The following is a 17,530-nucleotide window of genomic DNA, read 5'->3' on the forward strand; positions in this document are numbered from 1 at the left end:
TCAGATCCATGAACAGCTTCATTGGCGCGCACGCCCTGCGCTCCTTGTTTCTTCTCGTTGTCCTGGCTATTGCGTTTTTCCATGGCGCGCTTCGGGCTGAGGAAGAAAAATGGCAGCTGGCGATGAACAACGCTGAGTTGCGCGACATCGTCGAAGAATTTTCCGGCATTCTCGGGACCACCGTGGTGCTCGATCCCAGGGTGTCCGGGCGTATCACCGTCATATCCCATCAGGCCCTTGACCGTGAGGGTGTGCGCCGGTTGTTTTACTCGGTGCTCAATGCCCACAACTTTACGGTGATCGACGAGGGCGACCGGATCCTGATTACCCCGGTGACGGAAGCCAAGACCCGGGCCGGACAAGACGCTGCGAAGAACGCCACGGCCTCGCAGTTCATCACCCGCGTGATCGAACTCAATACCGGCAGCGCCGCCGATATCGCCGGGCTGGTCCGGCCACTGGTGTCGGCCAATGGTTATGTCGGCCCATCAGTGTCGGCCAATGCATTGGTGGTCACCGACACGGCGGCCAATGTGAAACGCATTGATCGGGTGGTCCGACAGCTGGATTCCGGGCAGAACAACCTGCATGCCGTGGTGCAACTGCGTCACGCCCAGGCCGTAGACGTGGCTCCCGTCATTGAAGCTTCCCTGGGCAAACGAAACGCCGATACCGCGATCCAGGTACTGACCGACGCCAGAACCAACCGCCTGATCTTCATCGGCCCGCCGACGGTTCGCCAACGTTTGGTCGACCTGGCCGGCCGTCTCGACATCCCGGCCACCGCGACCCTCGACAATGCCCGAGTGATCCGGCTGCGCCACAGCGATGCCAAGCAATTGGCCGAAGTACTGGAAACGATGGGGCAGGGCAGAAAACAGGCGCCGGCCCTTGGCGGCGCCAAGGAGAGCTCGTCTGGCACGACATTCATGATCAAGGCCGACGAAAGCCAGAATGCACTGGTGGTGATTGCCGAGTCGGCGCAACTCAGGACCATTGAAAACATTGTGCGCCAGCTGGACCAGCCTCGGGCGCAGGTATTGATCCATGCCGCCATCGTCGAGATTTCCGGGGACATTGCCGAAGCCGTGGGCGTTCAGTGGGGCGTGAGTACCGGTGATGCCAAAGGCTTCATCAACTTCCCCGGTACCGACATCCCGATCGTCGGCGGGCTGAATTTCGACGAGAAGAAAGCGGCGCCCGAAGGCGCGATCCTGCAGTTGGGCGGTGACCGTTTCGGCGCATTGATTTCAGCCCTGGCCAGCAACACGCGAAGTAACCTGCTCTCTACGCCGAGCCTGTTGACCCTGGACAATCAGGAAGCGGAAATCATTGTCGGCCAGAACGTGCCCTTCAAGACCGGCTCCTATGCCACCAACAGCAACGGCGCAGAAAACCCCTTTACCACCGTCGAACGCAAGGATGTAGGCATCAGCCTGAAGATCAAGCCCTACATCAATGACGGTTCGACGTTGCGGCTGGAGGTCGAACAAGAGGTGTCGGACGTCGCGCCCTCGGTGTCGGGCGTCGACTCCTCGGACCTGATCACCAACAAACGCGCGCTCAAGAGCACCATTCTGGCTGATGACGGCGAGATCATCGTGATCGGCGGCCTGATCCGCGACAGCGTGCGCACGCAAAAGAGCGGGGTGCCGCTGCTGCGCGACATTCCCTACCTGGGCGCGCTGTTTCGCTGGAGCCGGGACACCCAGACCAAAAGTAATCTGATGGTCTTCCTGCGGCCCACCATCGTTCGCAGCAAGGAAGACCTGGTCGATATCAGCCAGCAGCGTTACAACGCGTTGCGCGAACTGAGTCAACCGGGCGTGGGTCAGAACAACTCGCTGCTGCTGCCAGCCGAATCGCGACAGTTGTTCGAGCCGGCAACCGACGCGCCTGTGTTCGATTTGCGCAAGCCAACGCCGGTCAAGCCATGACCCGACCGGCTGAGCTGTGCGAGCAATTGCCCTTCGGTTTCGCCCGACGATTTGGCGTGCTGCTGGAACACGAAGGATCTGCGGTGAGCCTGGCCCTGCGTGCCGATACACCGCTCACGGCCCTGGCGGAAGCGCGCCGGGTGTGTGGCCGGGACCTGCCGGTGCGAATGCTCGAACCCGGCGTGTTTGCTGCGCGCCTGGCGGCTGCCTACCGCGAAGGTCAGAGCGCGGCCGAGCAGGTCGCCCAGGGGCTGGACGAAGAACTGGACCTGCTCAGCCTGGTGGATCAGGTCCCGCAGACCGCCGATCTGCTGGAGCAGCAGGGCGATGCGCCGATCATCCGGCTGATCAACGCACTGCTCAGCGAAGCGGTGCGCGAACAAGCGTCGGACGTGCACCTGGAAACCTTCGAGCACTCTGTGTCGGTGCGCATGCGGGTCGACGGCCAACTGCGGGAAATGCTCAAGCCCCGGCGTGAACTGGCAACGCTGCTGGTGTCGCGGATCAAGGTCATGGCGCGTCTGGATATTGCTGAAAAGCGAGTCCCTCAGGATGGTCGGATGGCCCTGCGACTGGCCGGGCACGAAGTCGATGTGCGAGTCTCGACCCTGCCATCGGCACACGGTGAGCGCGTGGTGCTGCGCCTGCTCGACAAACAGGCCGGGCGCCTGGAGTTGGCGCGACTGGGCATGCCGCACGACACCCTCGCCTCCCTGCGCCAACTGTTGGGCAAACCTCACGGCATTCTGCTGGTCACCGGTCCCACCGGTTCCGGCAAGACCACCAGCCTGTATGCCGCGCTGAGCAGTCTGAATGACCAGACCCGCAACATCCTCACCGTCGAAGACCCCATCGAATACCACCTTCCTGGCGTCGGTCAGATGCCGGTCAACCCGAAAGTCGATATGACGTTTGCCCGAGGCCTGCGGGCGATCCTGCGCCAGGATCCTGACGTGGTGATGGTCGGTGAGATTCGTGACCGGGAGACGGCGGAGATTGCCGTCCAGGCTTCCCTGACCGGGCATCTGGTGCTCTCGACATTACACACCAACAGCGCCATCGGCGCGGTGACACGGCTGGTGGACATGGGCGTCGATGCCTACCTGTTGGCGTCATCGCTGGTGGGCATTCTGGCCCAGCGCTTGCTGCGTACCTTGTGTCCTCATTGCAAGGCTCCGTACATCGCGGATGCGGCGGCCTGCGAGCGCCTTGGGCTCGACGCGACAATGCCACCGGCACTGTTCAAAGCTGTGGGGTGTGAGCAGTGTCAGCACGGTTATCGCGGACGGCTCGGCATCTACGAGCTCATCAGCGTCACGCCGGCGGTGTCGGCGTTGATCCACCAGGGCGCCAGCGAGCAGGCGTTGGCAGACGAGACGCGCAAGGTATCGCGCAGCCTGTTCCAGGACGGCCGACAACGGGTGCTCGATGGCTTGACCAGCCTTGACGAGTTATTGCGCGTAACCCAGGAGGACTAGCCAGTGCCGACTTTCGACTATCGCGCTGACGATGCCCGGGGACGTCCTTGCAAGGGCCGACTGGAAGCCGACAGCCCTCGTCATGCCCGACAACTGATGCGAGACCGCGGCTTGTGGCCACGCACATTGAGCGAGGTCGCAACGACGGGGGGCGGTTGCAATACCCAGCCTCGTGGCGGGCGACTGAAAGCGGCGGAACTGGCGCTGCTGACCTTGCAACTGTCGACCCTCGTGCAGGCCGGTTTGCCCCTGGAAGAAGCGCTCGAGGCGATGGCGAAACAGAGTGCGCGGCGCAGGGTTGCCGGCTTGTTATCGGCGGTCAGGAGCCGAGTGATGGAAGGTCATGCCCTGGCAACGGCGCTGGGCCTGTTCCCCAGGGCTTTTCCCGAATTGTTCCGCGCCACCGTCGCCGCCGGGGAGCGTTCCGGCCACTTGGGCCATGTGCTGGAACAACTGGCGGCCTATACCCAGGCCCGCCAGGCTTCGCGGCAAAAAATCCAGATGGCCTTGGTGTACCCGCTGATCCTGATGCTGGCCAGCGTGGCGATCGTCGGCTTTCTGCTCGGTTACGTGGTACCGGACGTGGTGAAGATTTTCGTCGACAGCGGCCAGCAGCTGCCCTGGCTGACCCGGGCGCTGATCGGTCTGAGCGATGCCCTGCGTCACCATGGCCTGCTGTTACTGGGGGCGCTGGCATCGCTGGTCGGTCTCTGGCGCTGGAGCCTGCGCCAACCGACCTTGCGTCTGCGCTGGCATCGCCTGGCTTTGAACATTCCGCTGATCGGCGAAGTATTGCGAGCGATGGAAGCGGCGCGGTTCGCCAGCACCCTGTCCATTCTCGGCCAAAGCGCCGTGCCCCTGGTGGACGCGCTGGAAATCGCCGCCGCCGTCATCGGCAACCTGACCATTCGCGCGCGGATGCTCGATGTTGCCAGCTCGGTCCGCGAAGGCGGAACCCTGACTCGCGGCCTGGAACAGAGCGGCGACATTCCGCCGATGATGCTGCACATGATCGCCAGCGGCGAACGGGCCGGTGAGCTCGATCGCATGCTGGCCCGCGCCGCCGAGCAACAGGAAAGCAGCCTGGCCGCGCGCATCGCCCTGGTGGTGAGCCTGTTCGAGCCGGCCATGCTGGTGCTGATGGGCGGCGTCGTGCTGCTGATCGTCATGGCCGTCCTCCTGCCGATTCTGAGCCTCAACCAATTGGTGAATTAACCCATGCAACCTGTACGCAAAAATGCTCCTGCCGCCCAGCGCGGTTTTACCCTGATCGAAATCATGGTGGTGGTGGTCATCATCGGCATCCTGGGGGCCATCGTGGTCCGCAGTTCATGAGCCGTCCGGATCAGGCCAAGGTCACTGCCGCCAAGATTGATATTCAAGCGATCTCTACGGCGCTGGAAATGTATCGCCTCGACAATTTCCAATACCCCTCGACTCAGCAAGGTCTGGACGCCCTGGTCAAGCGTCCGTCCGGCACACCTGCAGCGAGGAACTGGAACCCTCAGGGTTACCTGAAAAGCCTGCCTGTGGACCCTTGGGGCACGCCCTATCAATACCTCAATCCGGGGGTGCGATCGGCCGACGGCAACTTCGACCTGTACTCCTTGGGTTCCGACGGTGTGGCCGGAGGCGAAGGGCATGCGGCAGACATCGGTAACTGGGGCGGTTGACAGATGCGCTGCCATTGCCGGGGGTTTACCTTACTCGAGCTGATGATCGTGATCGTTTTGATCGGCGTGCTGCTGGGCATGGTGAGCTTTGCCACCGGGCCGAATCCGATGCGTCAGGCCCGGCAGGAAGCGGACGGGATCGTGCGGATGATTCATCAATTGCGTGAGAGGGCGGTACTCGCAGGCCAAGAGCATGGCCTGCGGCTGAGTTCCGACGGCTATCGGGCGATGCGGCTCGATGTCCGGGGCTGGGAACCGGTGACGGCCTTGTATCCATGGCCCGAAAACCTGCGGCTGCGGCTTGAACAGGACGGGCATCCTGTAAGCCTCGGTGCCGACGAGGGTCCGCCGCAGTTGTTGATGCTCAGCAGCGACGAGACCAGCGCCTTCACACTGACCTTCGCCTCTCAGGACGCGACCTGGCTGAGCCTGTCCAGCGACGGCATAGGGGAACCTGTGATCGATGGCTAGTCGGCGCTTTGTCGCGCGCATGGGCGGGTTCACGCTGCTGGAAATCATGGTGGCCCTGGCAATCTTCGCGACCCTGGCAGCGGCCGTACTGTCCGCCAGCCAATACGTCTTGAAGCAAACCGGCGGGGTCGAAGAACGACTGCTCGCGGCATGGCTGGCGGATAACCGGTTGAATGAACTGCGCCTGCAAACCGGGGTGGCTGCCGGACAACAGCAACAGGTCGTGCACATGGATCGCCGCGACTGGTTACTGCGCCAGCACCTCAGTGTCGCGAACGACCCGCGCCTGCTCCAGGTCGAGATTCTCGTCAGCCTATCCGGTGGCGAGCAGACCTTGCACCGTGCCAACGGCTGGATACCCAATCGTCATGAGTAACCAGAGCGGGTTCACCTTGCTGGAGCTGGTGATTGCCATGGCGATTTTCGCGTTGCTGGGCCTTGCCAGTTGGGGGCTGTTCGATGGCGTGGTGCGTGTGCAGCAGGGCACGGCGGCGCACGAACGTGAATTCAGAAGCCTGCAACGGGCGATAGCGACGATCGAACGGGACCTGTTGCACATCACCGAGCAACCGGTGGCACTCACGCAGACGCGGTTGCAGTGGCAACGCAGCAACTGGCGCAACCCGCTGGACCAACCTCGCAGCGAGCGCCAGACGCTGACCTATCGTCTCGACGACGGTGCGCTGTGGCGCGACAGCCAAGGGGAGGGTTCGCCGATCGTACAGCGGCAAAAACTGCTCGACGATGTTCGAGCCTTGAGCTGGCGGCTGTTCGATAGCCAGTCCGGCTGGCGCAGTGATTGGCCGACCGGGCAGGGCGTGAAAGCACCATTGGCGGTGGAAGCGCAATTTTCGGCGGGGCGTTTCGAGTCGATTCGCCGAGTGTTGCTATTGCCGGGCGCGCTGCCGTGAGCGGGCGGCAACGGGGTATTGCGTTGATCAGCGTCCTGCTGGTCATGAGCCTGGCGCTGTTGATCACGGGTGGTTTACTGCACAACCACCGCTTGTTGTTGCAAAGCAGTGGACAACAATTGCAGCAGTTACACCTGCGTCAACTCGGTGTAGCCGGGGAAACCTGGGCGCTGTTGCAGTTGCAGGAAGCTGCGCGGGACCCGCAAAAGACCGTCGATCTGACCCAGGATTGGGCCCGATTGGCCCCCGATTTCGACATTGAAGACACGCTGATTCGCGTGGTCATCGAGGACTTGGCCGGGCGCTTCAATCTCAATGCGTTGTTGACTCAGGGCCAGGTCGACCAGGTCACTCTTAACCGCTGGGCACGCTTGTTGGCCTTGCTTGAACTGCCACCGCTGGAGCTGAGCCAAGTGGGCGCGTTGCGCGAGTTGAGTCAATTGCGCCTGTTGCCGGGTATGGACGGTCCATCACTGCGTCGACTGGAACCCTGGGTGGCGTTGTTACCCAAGGACGCCGTCCTGAACATCAATACTGCACCGGCGTTGGTGTTGAGGATGCTCGATGGTATGGAAGCCGCGACTGCCGACGCATTGCTTCGTCAGCGCTCGACGACTGCATGGGCAAGTGTCCAGGCCTTCACCCAAGACCCCTTGCTGTCCGGATCGGGCCTGAGCAGTCACGGTCTTGGCGTCAGCAGTCGCTGGTACCGGATCACGGTTCAGGTTACCCGGGGACAGGGCTCCCTGCGGCTGGCCACCGACGTCGAGCGCGACCCCGATACTCGCCAATTGAGCATCCTGCAAAGACGTTTTCTTCCTTCGAGTGCCAACGAGATGCCGCGATGAACACCTGGCTATACCTGACTGCGCAAGGTCTTGCCGCTCCCTCGGCTGACTGGCCCTGCTGTGTATGGTCCTCCACGGGCCAACGACAGCCCATGCCCTTGCATCAAGCTGCGCAGGCACTGAACAGGCAGGCGGTCGATCTGCTGCTGCCCATGGAATTATGCAGTTGGGTACGCAGCGATCCATGGCCCTCCAGGCGCCAGCCCGGAGCGCAGGCCGTTGCGTTTGCGGTTGAGGATCAACTGAGCGAGGCGCTGGAGCTGCTGCATTTGAGCGTCGGCGCTCGTGACCGAGAGGGGCACTACCCGGTGATGGTGATCGACCAGGCGCGATTCGCCGAAGTGCTCGCGTTGCTGGCCGCGTCCGGTATCGCGGTGCGTTCGGTCTACGTCGATGCCGACGTATTGCCTGGAGATCAGGCGTTGGGTGTGTGGTGGTTTGGTCGATGGCTGTTGGGGGGCGGCATGCCGGCGCGGGTGGCCGTGTCGGATGACAGTTTGACTTTGCTCAGGACGGCTTTGCCTGCGGACATTCAATGGTTCGACGAGCGACAGGACTCGGTCGCTGTCGATCAATGGCTGGCAAACCGCCCCTCGCAAGCCATCGACCTGCTGCAGGGGACATTCGCCTCGCGTGGAAAGCCTCTGCCCTGGCGTCTCGGTGGCTTGGCGCTGCTGATGCTGTTGATGCTGAGCTGGGGCACCAGTGAAATGCGAATCCGTTTTCTGGATAACGAAACCCGCCAGCTCTATTCCCGGAACGAACAACGGTTCAAGGCGCTTTACCCTGAACAGGGCCGTATCGTCGACCTGGCAACGCAGCTCAAAGCGCTCCAGAGTCAGCGCGCGCAACCGCAGAACACGCGTATCGCAAGCCTGGTCAATCTGACCGAGCAGGTCATCGGCGCCAGCCATGTCGAAGTCCAGCGCATCGAGTTTCGCCAGGGCAGCGGCTGGAAAATCCAGCTGACCGCCAACAGCTTCGCCGAGCTCGAGCAGCTGCGAGAACGTGGGCGACAGCAAGGCTTGCCCGTCAGGCTCGACAGTGCGAGCAAAGAGCGCAATAGCGTGCGGGCGACATTGATAGTGGAGGAAGACACATGAAGGCAGCATGGCAGCGCATGTCCACTCGCGAGCAACGGCTGGTGTCGGTCATGGGGGTTTTTATTCTGGCCGTCGCGGCATTCAGTTTGGTCTGGCAGCCGACCCGCCAGCGGCTTGAAACAGTCGAGCGCCAATATCAGCAGCAATTGACCCTGGCGGCGCAAGTGCAACAGGCGCAACCCCGGGACACCATTCCCGTCGTTACTGACCGCCCCTTGTCATTGCGCGTCAGTGAAAGCGTCACGGCGGCAGGTCTCGAACTGCACCAGATGGATACCGACAACGACTTGCTGCGCCTGACCCTTAGCGGGGACGCGAAGGCTTTGCTGCAATGGCTGGACCGTGTCGAGCGGGACGGCGTTGCCCTGCAATCGCTGACCCTGGAAAAGCGAGACGCCGTACTCGAGGCGCGGGTAGTGCTCAGGTAGGCGAGCTACTTCCCCGGAAGCAGGGCCAGACGCGCCAGCTTCAACGCGACCAGCAACCCACAACCCACAACCCGCAGCGCGCCGATAAGCAGGTTGTGTTTTTTACCGACCTAGTAATTGTTCTGCATAGCGGGCGATGACGTGGTCGAAGGCGTCATGCTGGCCATATTGCGGATGACGGTATCGATGAATGATCGCTTCAAGTTCTTCGACGGCAAAGTCAGCCAGAAAGTCGTCATCGAAGATGCCCTCCAGCTTTTCTTTACGTCGGTTGTTAAGAAAACTGATGTCGAGTGCGAGTAGGTTGATCATGTTCTTGGCGGGTGTATCGGCGTGCGCGCTTTCTATTTGGCCAATCAGCGTGAATCTGAATTGGCTCTCACAGTCCTCTTCTAACGGCGATATGTGAGAGTGCTCGGAGAATCTGTTTCCCTTGCTGTGTCCGCAGTGGGCGGGTTTTGGGTCTTCGGTCTCACCTTGGCAGGAAGCATGGAGATTGGTGTACTCCAGGTCCAAATGATCGAAGGGATTTTGGGGGCGGAAATGCTCTATATGGCTGGATTGCAGGCTGATTTTATTTCCGCAGTAACAACAGACATAACCTTGTTCGCGGAGCAGGCTCTCGTGCAGGGTTTGTTTCTCTGGGTTACGCAGCACAGAGTAAGAAGGTGTCCACTCTTCATTCGCTAATGCTTTCCACTGAAGAAATGATGCGGGCTCAGTTCCTTTGATCACTCGCTTCATCGGCCAATGATCTCCTTACGCTTGAGCAATGCTTCAGCTCTTAGAAACTCGGGCAGATCTGGAGCTTTTTTCTTGAGTGCCTGAAGCAGTAGTTTGGCTTTTGCAAGGTCGTTATCTTCCAGCGTGGAGAATAGCTCCAAGAGCAGAACTTCAACCTCCGGCTCACGTTGTGGTACGTCCATAACCTCCTCGAGGACGCGACTTGAGTCGAGACCGTAGGTGACCCGAGGATGAGAGGGATCGCCATCATTCAGGATAATGACTTCTTCGGGTTTCAGGCTGCCGATGATTTGTGGTGAGTGACTGGCCGTGATGAACTGGACTTTTGGAAAAGCATTTCTGAGCACCGACACTATGCTGCGTTGCCATGCAGGGTGAAGGTGGATGTCCAGTTCATCAATGATGATCACGCCAGTAGTTAGCGCCAGCACTTTGCTTCCCATTTGTGGGTTTAGGAGACAAATACGTCGTGCAATATCAGCTACGAGGGCAATCATTCCCCGTTGACCATCACTTAGATCGCTGAAAATAATTGATTTGTTTTCGATGGTTACGACTAAGTTGCGCAAATCTAAATCGTATTCAATACCTTGTGACTCAGGTATTGCAATTTTCAATGTCGAATTTACCCATTGCAATTCGTCATCAAAATATTCTCGAGGGCCTGATCGCGACATTCTCTGAAGCCGTTCAAGCGTCTTTCCTATAACCCAGTTTTCGAACTCTTGTATGTTTGCGGCTGCATCAAACCAATTTATATAAGCATCAAGCCGTGAAGGTTGCTGCTTAATAGCAGACTCCACTGAAGATTTGCCCGATAGCCATCTGCGATTTGCTTGGTATACGGCAATTATCGGGAGATCAAGAGTGTTTCCTGAGTCTATAAGCTCAAGGTGCTTCGTAATAGCTATATTAATATTTACGTCAAAGCTTGCTGATACACCATTGCGATCTTTAGACACGTCCCAAGTGTTAAAGCCAAATGCAGCTCCAGTAGCATTTACCTGCAGCGGGTAAGCTCTTTCAAATCGAAGCCGATCTTCGAATTTTTGGATAACCGATCGCACATCTTCATCTGCTAGCGGTGGAGCGGGTCTCCCTAAGGAACCAACAAAATTTCTGAAACAAAGGGCCACCGCCTGCAACAACGAAGTCTTCCCGCTCCCATTAACCCCCACCACCAGATTGAAGCCCGGCTGAAAGTCGAAAGTGGCATCTTCGTAGCAACGAAAATTCTGAATGTGAAGACGGTCCAGGCGCATTCTGGCTTCCCTTTACCAAGACTGACGAATGTCGTCAGTGTACCTTGGCTCGCGATTACCGCTAGGGCGCAGTTGTGGCTAAACCTGTGCGATGCCCGGCAGTAGCGGCAGCTTTGACAGTTTCAACGCCACCACCAGCGCCACCACCAGCAACGCGCCGATAAACAGCCCAATCCCGTTCCACCCGCCCAAGTGCCAGAACACCCCACCCGCCGTGCCGGCAATGCTCGACCCGGCGTAATAGCTGAACAGGTACAGCGACGACGCCTGCCCCTTGGCTTTGAGCGCACGGCGGCCGATCCAGCTGCTGGCCACCGAATGGGCGCCGAAGAAGCCGAAGGTGAAAATCAGCATGCCGATGATTACCATCGGCAACGCCGTGAACAGGGTCAGGGCGAGGCCGGCGATCATCAGCGCGATGGTGGCCCAGAGCATTTTGCGCCGGCCGAGTCTGTCGGCCAGGGCGCCGACTTTCGCCGAGCTGTAGATGCCCGACAGGTACACCACCGAAAGCAGCCCGACGAAGGCCTGGTCCATGTGATACGGCTCGGCCAGCAGGCGATAACCGATGTAGTTGAACAGGGTGACAAACGCGCCCATCAGCACAAAGGCTTCGAGGAACAACAGCGGCAGGCCGGCATCGCGAAAGTGCATGGTGAAGCCGTCCAGCAGGCTGCGCGGGTGTAGCGAGCGAGGGCGGAAGTTGCGCGATTCTGGAAGGATTTTCCAGAACACCGCCGCCGCGATCAGCGCCAGGCCGCCGATCACCAGCATCGCCATGTGCCAGCTGACGAAGTCGATTAACACCCCGGTAATCAGGCGCCCGCTCATCCCGCCGATGGCGTTGCCGCCGATGTAGAGACCCATGGCGAGCCCGATGTGCTGCGGGTGGATTTCTTCGCTCAAGTACGTCATGGCAACCGCTGCCAGACCACTCAACGACAAACCTATCAGCGCGCGCATCAGCAACACGCCGTGCCAGCTTGGCATCATTGAACTGGCGATGGTGCACAGGGCCGCGGCGAACAGCGCCGCCACCATGACCGGTTTACGCCCTACGCGGTCGGAGAGGGGACCCGTGATCAACAAGCCGATGGCCAACATGCCAGTGGCCACCGAGAGGATGAGGCTGCTCTGGGCCGCGTTGATGGAATACTCGTGGGACAGCAGCGGCATCATCGGCTGCACGCAGTAGAGCAGGGCAAAGGTCGCGAAGCCGCCGCAGAACAGTGCCAGCACCGTGCGCATGAACATCGGGGTGCCTTTCTCGATGTAAATCTCCTTTAGTTCGGCGACGACATCGTCCAGCGCGGCGGGGGGAATTTCATGGGCGAGTGGGGCGACAACAGTTTTCACTTCAGACCTCGGAGAGCGCAGCCGGTCAGGCAATGGAAAAAGCATATAGCTGCCTAATGATTCAATCCAATATATTGTTCGATCTGTTTGAGAGGTTTTGCGACCTAATGGGAGTTTTCATGGAATTGCGTCACCTGCGCTACTTCATCGCCGTTGCTGAAGAACTGCATTTCGGCCGCGCGGCCCAGGTGCTGGGCATCTCACAACCACCGTTGAGCCAGCAGATCCAGGCGCTGGAGCAGGAAGTGGGGGCGCGGCTTTTCGAACGGACCAATCGTCGGGTCGAGTTGAGTGAGGCCGGTCGGCTGTTTCTGGAGGAGGCGCGGTTGGTGCTGGCGCAGGTCGATAAAGCGGCGGATGTGGCTCGGCGGGCACAGCTGGGTGAGTTGGGTGAACTGAAGATTGGCTTCACCTCGTCCGCACCATTCAACTCGACTATCCCCCAGGCGATTTTTTCGTTTCGCCAGCGCTTTCCTGCTGTGCATTTGAACCTGCGGGAAATGAGCAGCACCCAGGTGGCCGATGCACTGGTGGAAGAATCGATCGAAGTCGGAATCATGCGGCCGCTGGGCTTGCCGGACTCGCTCAGCGTGGTGGAACTGATGCGTGAGCCACTGGTGGCGGTGCTCAGTTCCAAGCATCCGTTGGTGGCCGGTAGCGAGGAAGGATTATTTCTGTCCGCCCTGGCCCTGGAGCCTTTCGTATTTTTTCCACGCAGCTACGGCAGCGGCCTGTACGCACAATTACTCAGCCTGGCCCGGGATGCCGGTTTCAGCCCGCACTTCGCGCAAGAGGCTGGGGAGGCGATGACCATTATCGGTCTGGTCGCGGCGGGATTGGGGGTATCAGTGCTGCCGGCGTCTTATCAACGGATGCGCATCGACGGCGTGATCTATCGGCCGTTGCTGGATCCGGAAGCGGTGTCAGCGGTGTGGCTGGTGCAGCGCAAGGATCAGAAGTCGCCGATGGCCAAGGCGTTTGTGGAACTGCTGACGCGTAAGGTTGAGACGTTGGAGCCGTGACTGCTGCGTCCGGACGCGGCCCGAGTCAATCGCGCCCCGCTCCCACACAGTTCTGCGATGTGAACACGATTTTCCCCACACTGCCGCCCCCTGTGAGAGCGGGCTTACCCGCGAAAGCGTCCGAGGGCAATACTATCCGTGTTCCCGAAAGGCGCCTTTTGTCGTTTCTGGCGTTACGACCACCGCCGAAAAATCAGCGAAGTATTAACCCCACCAAACGCAAAGTTGTTGTTCATCACATACTGATTACTCATCTGCCGAAACTCGCCACGCAGGTAATCGAGCTTGCCGCAGTTCGGATCGACCTCGTCGAGGTTGAAGGTGTGTGCGTACAGGTCGCGGTTCATCATTTCGATGCTGAACCAGGACTCCAGCGCGCCGCAGGCGCCCAGGGTGTGGCCGAGGAAGCTCTTCTGCGAGCTGATTGGCATGTGCTCGCCGAACAGGCTGCTGGTCGCCAGTGTTTCAGCGATATCGCCCTGCTCGGTGGCCGTGCCGTGACCGTTCACATAGCCGATGTCCGAGGGCTGCAAGCCCGCGTCTTCCAGGGCCAGTTCCATCGCCCGGCGCATGGTGGACCGCTCTGGACGGGTGGCGTGCTGGCCGTCGGCATTGCTGCCGAAACCGACGAGTTCGGCATGGATATGCGCACCGCGTGCCAATGCGTGTTCCAGTTCTTCGAGGACCAGCATTCCGCCGCCTTCACCGATCACCAGGCCATCGCGTCCGGTGTCGTAAGGACGAGGGCTGGTCTGCGGGGCATCGTTTTTCAGGCTGGTGGCGTAGAGCGCGTCGAAGACCATGGCTTCGGTAGGGCACAGCTCTTCGGCGCCGCCGGCGAGCATCAGCGGCAGGCGGCCGAACTTGACCGATTCGTAGGCGTAGCCGATGCCCTGGCTGCCGCTGGTGCAGGCGCTGGAAGTCGGGATGAGTCGACCGGTCAGGCCGAAGAAGATGCTGATATTCGCCGCGGTGGTGTGCGGCATCATGCGCACGTAGGAGTTGGCGTTCAGGCCTTCGGCCACCGAGTTGAGCAGCATGTTGCCGAATGCCTTGATCTCGTCGGTGCTGCCGGTGGAAGAGCCGCAGGCCACACCCATGCGCCCGTCCTTGATCAACGCGTTGCCCAGCAATCCGGCGTCGGCCAGAGCCTGTTCCGCAGCACCGACCGCCAGCCGTGAGACGCGACCCATGCTGCGCAGTTGCTTGCGGGTCCAGTGGCTCGGCACCTTGAAGTCATCGATGGGCCCAGCCAGGCGCGTGTTGAGTTCGGTAAAACGGTCCCACTCATCCATCCGGCGAATACCGCTGCGGTTAGCCGCGAAGTTGCCGGCGATGGTCTCCCAATCGCTGCCCAGTGAGGTGATGCCGGCCATGCCGGTGACGACGACGCGCTTCATCAGCACAGGCCTCCGTTGACGGCCAGAACCTGCCGGGTGATGTACGAGGCTTCCGCCGACATCAGGAAATTCACCGCGCCGGCCACCTCTTCAGGGGTGCCCATGCGCTGTGCGGGGATCATTTTCATCAGTTCTTCCACCGGCACGTTTTCATTGAGCATGGCTGTGTCGATCAGGCCGGGTGCGACACAGTTGACGGTGATCTTGCGCTTGCCCAGTTCGACCGCCAACGCCTTCGCCGCGCCGATCAAACCGGCCTTGGACGCGCTGTAGTTGACCTGGCCACGGTTACCGATCAACCCGGAAACCGAGGTGATGCAGACAATCCGCCCGGCGGCGCGACGACGGATCATCGGCATCATCACCGGGTGCAGCACGTTGTAGAAACCGTCGAGGTTGGTGCGCATCACCACATCCCAATCATCCTCGCTCAGGGCCGGAAAAGCACCGTCGCGTGTCAGGCCGGCGTTGAGCACGACGCCGTAATAGGCTCCATGAGCTTCTACATCGGCTTCGAGAATGGCTTTGCAGCTGGCGCGGTCGGACACGTCGAATTGCAGGATGCGTGCGTTGCGGCCCAAGGCCTCGATTTCAACCTGCACCGTTTCGGCGTCAGCAAGGCCGCTGCGGCAATGCAGCACGATGTCATGCCCGGCCCGGGCCAGGCGCAACGCGATGGCGCGGCCGATGCCACGGCTGGAACCGGTGACCAATACGGATTCAGTCATGACTGGCTCCTTGGGTTTCATGAAGGTATTGAGCGGCCTGAGGCGGACGGAACACGTTCAGACGGGCGGTGGCGTGAATGCCGGGGGCGTTGATGTGGCATTCGAACACGCCCATGCCGTTGTCGTCTTCCAGCGATCGGATCCCGTGGATGGTCAGCTCGGTACCGGCGGGGAAGTGTTCGACGTTGCATTCGAATTTGCGGGTGCCGAGCAGAAACCCCAACGCCACCGCATCACCACGCTGGCGCGCGTGGCAGCCGGCATAGGCGGCGACGCTCTGCGCCATCAGTTCGATGCCGACCCAGGCTGGCAGGCCGCCGTCGGGGCGACTGAACAGGCCATCGGGCCTGACGGTGAGGCGGGTGTGAATCTGCTCGTCATCGAACGACAGGATCTGCTCGATGAGGATCATGTCGCCAGCGTGCGGCAGCAATTCGGCGAGCGGCCAGTCAATCATGGGGCGTCTCCGATAATCAGGCTGACGTTGTTGCCACCGAAGGCGAAGGAGTTGCTCATCAGGTAGCGAGGTGCAATGGACGTCAGGCGATCGGCCGGGGTCACCCAATTGAGGGCCGGTAACGCCGGGTCCAGTTGACCGTCCCAGACGTGGGGCGCCAGGGCATGGTCGTGGTTGATGGCGCTCAGACTCAACCAGCAGAACGCCGCTTCCAGGGCACCGGCGGCGCCGAGGGTGTGACCGGTCATCGGTTTGCTCGACGAGCACGGCACGCCTTGGGGGAACAGCGTCGACACCGCCAGGCTTTCCATCGCGTCGTTATGTTGGGTAGCGGTGCCATGCAGATTCAGATAATCGATTTGCTGCGGCTGCAGGCCCGCACGGCTCAAGGCCTTGCGCATCGCTTGCAGGGCGCCACGGCCGGTCGGTTCCGGTGCGGAAATGTGATGCGCATCGGAGCTGGCGCCGCTGCCGAGCAGGGCAATCGAATGGCCTTCGCCAGCCTTTTTGCTCATCAGAAACAGCACGGCGGCTTCGCCGATGTTGATACCGCTGCGGTTGACCGAGAACGGATTGCAGCGTTGCCCGGACAGCGCTTCCAGAGCCGAGAAACCGTTGAGGGTCAATTTGCACAAAGTGTCGACACCGCCGCACAACACCGCGTCGCACAAGCCCAGGTCCAGCAGGCGCTGGGCACTCATCAGTGCCCGTGCGCTGGACGTGCAGGCGGTGGAGATCACATAAGCCGGACCGCTCAATTGCAGCCAATCGGCGAGGAAGTTGGCCGGCGCGCCGAGTTCCTGTTGCTGATAGTCGTAATCGGCGGGAAATTCATGCTCACGGATGTAGTGCGCGAGGCCGCGACTGGCTTCGTCGATGCCAGACGTGCTGGTGCCCAGAATCACGCCAATGCGGTCACGGCCGTAGGTCTGGATCGCATGATCAATGTCGTCGCGAATTTGCAGCGCGGCGTCCATCAACAACTGATTGTTGCGGCTGTTGTGCCCGGCCAGTTCAGCCGGAATCGGCGCCAGTTGGACACGCACCGCCGCCACCGGCAACGACCGCTCAGGCACCCAGTCGGCCTCGCTGCGCATGCCGGAGCAATCGCCGGCAAACAGGTTGCGGGCGACTTCATGTTTGTCACGACCCAGGGCGCAGATCACCCCGAGGGCATTGAGGTAGGCGGTCATGGCGTCTCACCGGTCAGAGGCGAAATCAGGTACTTCGGACCTTTGGGTAGATTCAATTCAAAGCTCAACGGTTGTGAGTAGCGGATTTCCCAGTGCGAGGGCAGGGATCGTCGCGCACCATGCTGCCAGGCATCGGGGTAGTTGCCGGGCAATTGATCTTTGGGCGTCAGCGCAAACAGCAACGCGGCGAACAGCTCGCGGGCTTCCGGATTGGGCGGCAGCAGCCCGTCAGCCTGCCATTGGCCGTCGATCAGTTTCTGACGCGCCTGTGGAATGCCCAGCAAGTCCATCATCGACCAGCGAATGCCCGGGCCTTCACGCGCAATCACCAGCACCCAGTCCTGACGCTGACCATCCAGCAGTCGCTGAATGTGTAATTGTTGCGGCAACGGCAGGTTCGGGGTGTGCTCGGGCAGCGGCACCTGGCTGGCGCAGGCGCTCAGCAACAGGACTGCGCCAAGTAGCAGAAATCGCATCACCATTGCACACCCTGTGGGTATAGCGAGAGTACCATCACAC

General features: G+C 60.7%; 18 protein-coding genes and 1 pseudogene. 11 read left to right on the plus strand and 8 right to left on the minus strand.

The window, feature by feature from the left end; translation table 11 throughout:
- The first annotated feature begins 8 nt into the window (after positions 1-8).
- The 10 genes and pseudogenes from gspD to ACA041_RS01915 all read left to right on the plus strand — a co-directional run bounded on the left by gspD (position 9) and on the right by ACA041_RS01915 (position 8,849).
- Positions 9-1,937, plus strand: a complete 1,929-nt coding sequence (gene gspD / locus ACA041_RS01870) for a type II secretion system secretin GspD (protein ID WP_497439628.1) — start codon at positions 9-11, stop codon at positions 1,935-1,937.
- On the plus strand, positions 1,934-3,415 hold the full coding sequence (gene gspE / locus ACA041_RS01875; protein ID WP_497439629.1) for a type II secretion system ATPase GspE: 1,482 nt from the start codon (positions 1,934-1,936) through the stop codon (positions 3,413-3,415). The genes gspD and gspE overlap by 4 nt, the downstream gene beginning before the upstream one ends.
- A 3-nt stretch (positions 3,416-3,418) precedes the next feature.
- On the plus strand, positions 3,419-4,630 hold the full coding sequence (gene gspF / locus ACA041_RS01880) for a type II secretion system inner membrane protein GspF (RefSeq protein WP_497439630.1): 1,212 nt from the start codon (positions 3,419-3,421) through the stop codon (positions 4,628-4,630).
- 3 nt (positions 4,631-4,633) lie between these two features.
- A pseudogene (gspG, locus tag ACA041_RS01885) lies at positions 4,634-5,088 on the plus strand (type II secretion system major pseudopilin GspG).
- Positions 5,089-5,091: 3 nt separating this feature from the next.
- Entirely contained in the window at positions 5,092-5,559 is a 468-nt protein-coding gene (gspH, locus tag ACA041_RS01890) for a type II secretion system minor pseudopilin GspH (RefSeq protein WP_497439631.1), read from the plus strand.
- Entirely contained in the window at positions 5,552-5,935 is a 384-nt protein-coding gene (gene gspI / locus ACA041_RS01895; protein WP_497439632.1) for a type II secretion system minor pseudopilin GspI, read from the plus strand. The genes gspH and gspI overlap by 8 nt, the downstream gene beginning before the upstream one ends.
- Complete coding sequence (locus tag ACA041_RS01900; RefSeq protein ID WP_497439633.1) at positions 5,928-6,470, plus strand: type II secretion system protein GspJ; 543 nt, start codon at positions 5,928-5,930, stop codon at positions 6,468-6,470. The genes gspI and ACA041_RS01900 overlap by 8 nt, the downstream gene beginning before the upstream one ends.
- Positions 6,467-7,318, plus strand: coding sequence for a type II secretion system protein GspK (locus ACA041_RS01905; protein WP_497439634.1), 852 nt, complete (start codon positions 6,467-6,469; stop codon positions 7,316-7,318). The genes ACA041_RS01900 and ACA041_RS01905 overlap by 4 nt, the downstream gene beginning before the upstream one ends.
- Positions 7,315-8,421, plus strand: a complete 1,107-nt coding sequence (gene gspL / locus ACA041_RS01910; RefSeq protein WP_497439635.1) for a type II secretion system protein GspL — start codon at positions 7,315-7,317, stop codon at positions 8,419-8,421. The genes ACA041_RS01905 and gspL overlap by 4 nt, the downstream gene beginning before the upstream one ends.
- Positions 8,418-8,849: a type II secretion system protein M gene (locus ACA041_RS01915; RefSeq protein ID WP_497439636.1), complete on the plus strand. Its 432-nt coding sequence runs from the start codon at positions 8,418-8,420 to the stop codon at positions 8,847-8,849. Before gspL ends, ACA041_RS01915 begins: the two co-directional genes overlap by 4 nt.
- Before the next feature lie 102 nt (positions 8,850-8,951).
- Here ACA041_RS01915 and ACA041_RS01920 read toward each other — a convergent pair whose 3' ends face one another.
- The 3 genes from ACA041_RS01920 to ACA041_RS01930 form a co-directional block, all read right to left on the minus strand.
- Entirely contained in the window at positions 8,952-9,593 is a 642-nt protein-coding gene (locus tag ACA041_RS01920; protein WP_497439637.1) for a retron system putative HNH endonuclease, read from the minus strand.
- Positions 9,590-10,855, minus strand: coding sequence for an AAA family ATPase (locus ACA041_RS01925; RefSeq protein ID WP_497439638.1), 1,266 nt, complete (start codon positions 10,853-10,855; stop codon positions 9,590-9,592). Before ACA041_RS01925 ends, ACA041_RS01920 begins: the two co-directional genes overlap by 4 nt.
- Before the next feature lie 78 nt (positions 10,856-10,933).
- Positions 10,934-12,178 carry an MFS transporter gene (locus tag ACA041_RS01930; protein ID WP_497441991.1) on the minus strand — a complete coding sequence of 415 codons (1,245 nt, stop codon included), beginning with the start codon at positions 12,176-12,178 and terminating at the stop codon, positions 10,934-10,936.
- Positions 12,179-12,330: 152 nt separating this feature from the next.
- On the opposite strand from ACA041_RS01930, the gene ACA041_RS01935 reads away from it, so the two are divergent.
- Positions 12,331-13,233: a LysR family transcriptional regulator gene (locus ACA041_RS01935; RefSeq protein ID WP_497439639.1), complete on the plus strand. Its 903-nt coding sequence runs from the start codon at positions 12,331-12,333 to the stop codon at positions 13,231-13,233.
- Between the two features lie 173 nt (positions 13,234-13,406).
- Here ACA041_RS01935 and ACA041_RS01940 read toward each other — a convergent pair whose 3' ends face one another.
- The 5 genes from ACA041_RS01940 to ACA041_RS01960 are packed head-to-tail and all read right to left on the minus strand — an operon-like array spanning position 13,407 to position 17,490.
- Positions 13,407-14,633: a beta-ketoacyl-ACP synthase gene (locus tag ACA041_RS01940; RefSeq protein ID WP_497439640.1), complete on the minus strand. Its 1,227-nt coding sequence runs from the start codon at positions 14,631-14,633 to the stop codon at positions 13,407-13,409.
- Positions 14,633-15,361 carry a 3-oxoacyl-ACP reductase FabG gene (gene fabG / locus ACA041_RS01945; RefSeq protein ID WP_497439641.1) on the minus strand — a complete coding sequence of 243 codons (729 nt, stop codon included), beginning with the start codon at positions 15,359-15,361 and terminating at the stop codon, positions 14,633-14,635. The genes ACA041_RS01940 and fabG overlap by 1 nt, the downstream gene beginning before the upstream one ends.
- Positions 15,354-15,818: a hotdog family protein gene (locus tag ACA041_RS01950; protein WP_497439642.1), complete on the minus strand. Its 465-nt coding sequence runs from the start codon at positions 15,816-15,818 to the stop codon at positions 15,354-15,356. The genes fabG and ACA041_RS01950 overlap by 8 nt, the downstream gene beginning before the upstream one ends.
- Positions 15,815-17,011: a beta-ketoacyl-[acyl-carrier-protein] synthase family protein gene (locus ACA041_RS01955; protein ID WP_497439643.1), complete on the minus strand. Its 1,197-nt coding sequence runs from the start codon at positions 17,009-17,011 to the stop codon at positions 15,815-15,817. Before ACA041_RS01955 ends, ACA041_RS01950 begins: the two co-directional genes overlap by 4 nt.
- A complete protein-coding gene (locus ACA041_RS01960; protein ID WP_497441992.1) occupies positions 17,008-17,490 on the minus strand; it encodes a hypothetical protein in 483 nt (160 codons plus the stop codon). Before ACA041_RS01960 ends, ACA041_RS01955 begins: the two co-directional genes overlap by 4 nt.
- Positions 17,491-17,530 lie beyond the last annotated feature (40 nt).

Source organism: Pseudomonas sp. LBUM1676 (assembly GCF_059695605.1).

Coding starts and splice junctions, on each gene's coding strand:
- gspD (WP_497439628.1), top strand. CDS start 9: ATGAACAGCTTCATTGGCGCGCACGCCCTGCGCTCCTTGTTTCTTCTC.
- gspE (WP_497439629.1), top strand. CDS start 1,934: ATGACCCGACCGGCTGAGCTGTGCGAGCAATTGCCCTTCGGTTTCGCC.
- gspH (WP_497439631.1), top strand. CDS start 5,092: ATGCGCTGCCATTGCCGGGGGTTTACCTTACTCGAGCTGATGATCGTG.
- gspI (WP_497439632.1), top strand. CDS start 5,552: ATGGCTAGTCGGCGCTTTGTCGCGCGCATGGGCGGGTTCACGCTGCTG.
- ACA041_RS01900 (WP_497439633.1), top strand. CDS start 5,928: ATGAGTAACCAGAGCGGGTTCACCTTGCTGGAGCTGGTGATTGCCATG.
- gspL (WP_497439635.1), top strand. CDS start 7,315: ATGAACACCTGGCTATACCTGACTGCGCAAGGTCTTGCCGCTCCCTCG.
- ACA041_RS01915 (WP_497439636.1), top strand. CDS start 8,418: ATGAAGGCAGCATGGCAGCGCATGTCCACTCGCGAGCAACGGCTGGTG.
- ACA041_RS01920 (WP_497439637.1), bottom strand. CDS start 9,593: ATGAAGCGAGTGATCAAAGGAACTGAGCCCGCATCATTTCTTCAGTGG.
- ACA041_RS01925 (WP_497439638.1), bottom strand. CDS start 10,855: ATGCGCCTGGACCGTCTTCACATTCAGAATTTTCGTTGCTACGAAGAT.
- ACA041_RS01935 (WP_497439639.1), top strand. CDS start 12,331: ATGGAATTGCGTCACCTGCGCTACTTCATCGCCGTTGCTGAAGAACTG.
- ACA041_RS01940 (WP_497439640.1), bottom strand. CDS start 14,633: ATGAAGCGCGTCGTCGTCACCGGCATGGCCGGCATCACCTCACTGGGC.
- fabG (WP_497439641.1), bottom strand. CDS start 15,361: ATGACTGAATCCGTATTGGTCACCGGTTCCAGCCGTGGCATCGGCCGC.
- ACA041_RS01950 (WP_497439642.1), bottom strand. CDS start 15,818: ATGATTGACTGGCCGCTCGCCGAATTGCTGCCGCACGCTGGCGACATG.
- ACA041_RS01955 (WP_497439643.1), bottom strand. CDS start 17,011: ATGACCGCCTACCTCAATGCCCTCGGGGTGATCTGCGCCCTGGGTCGT.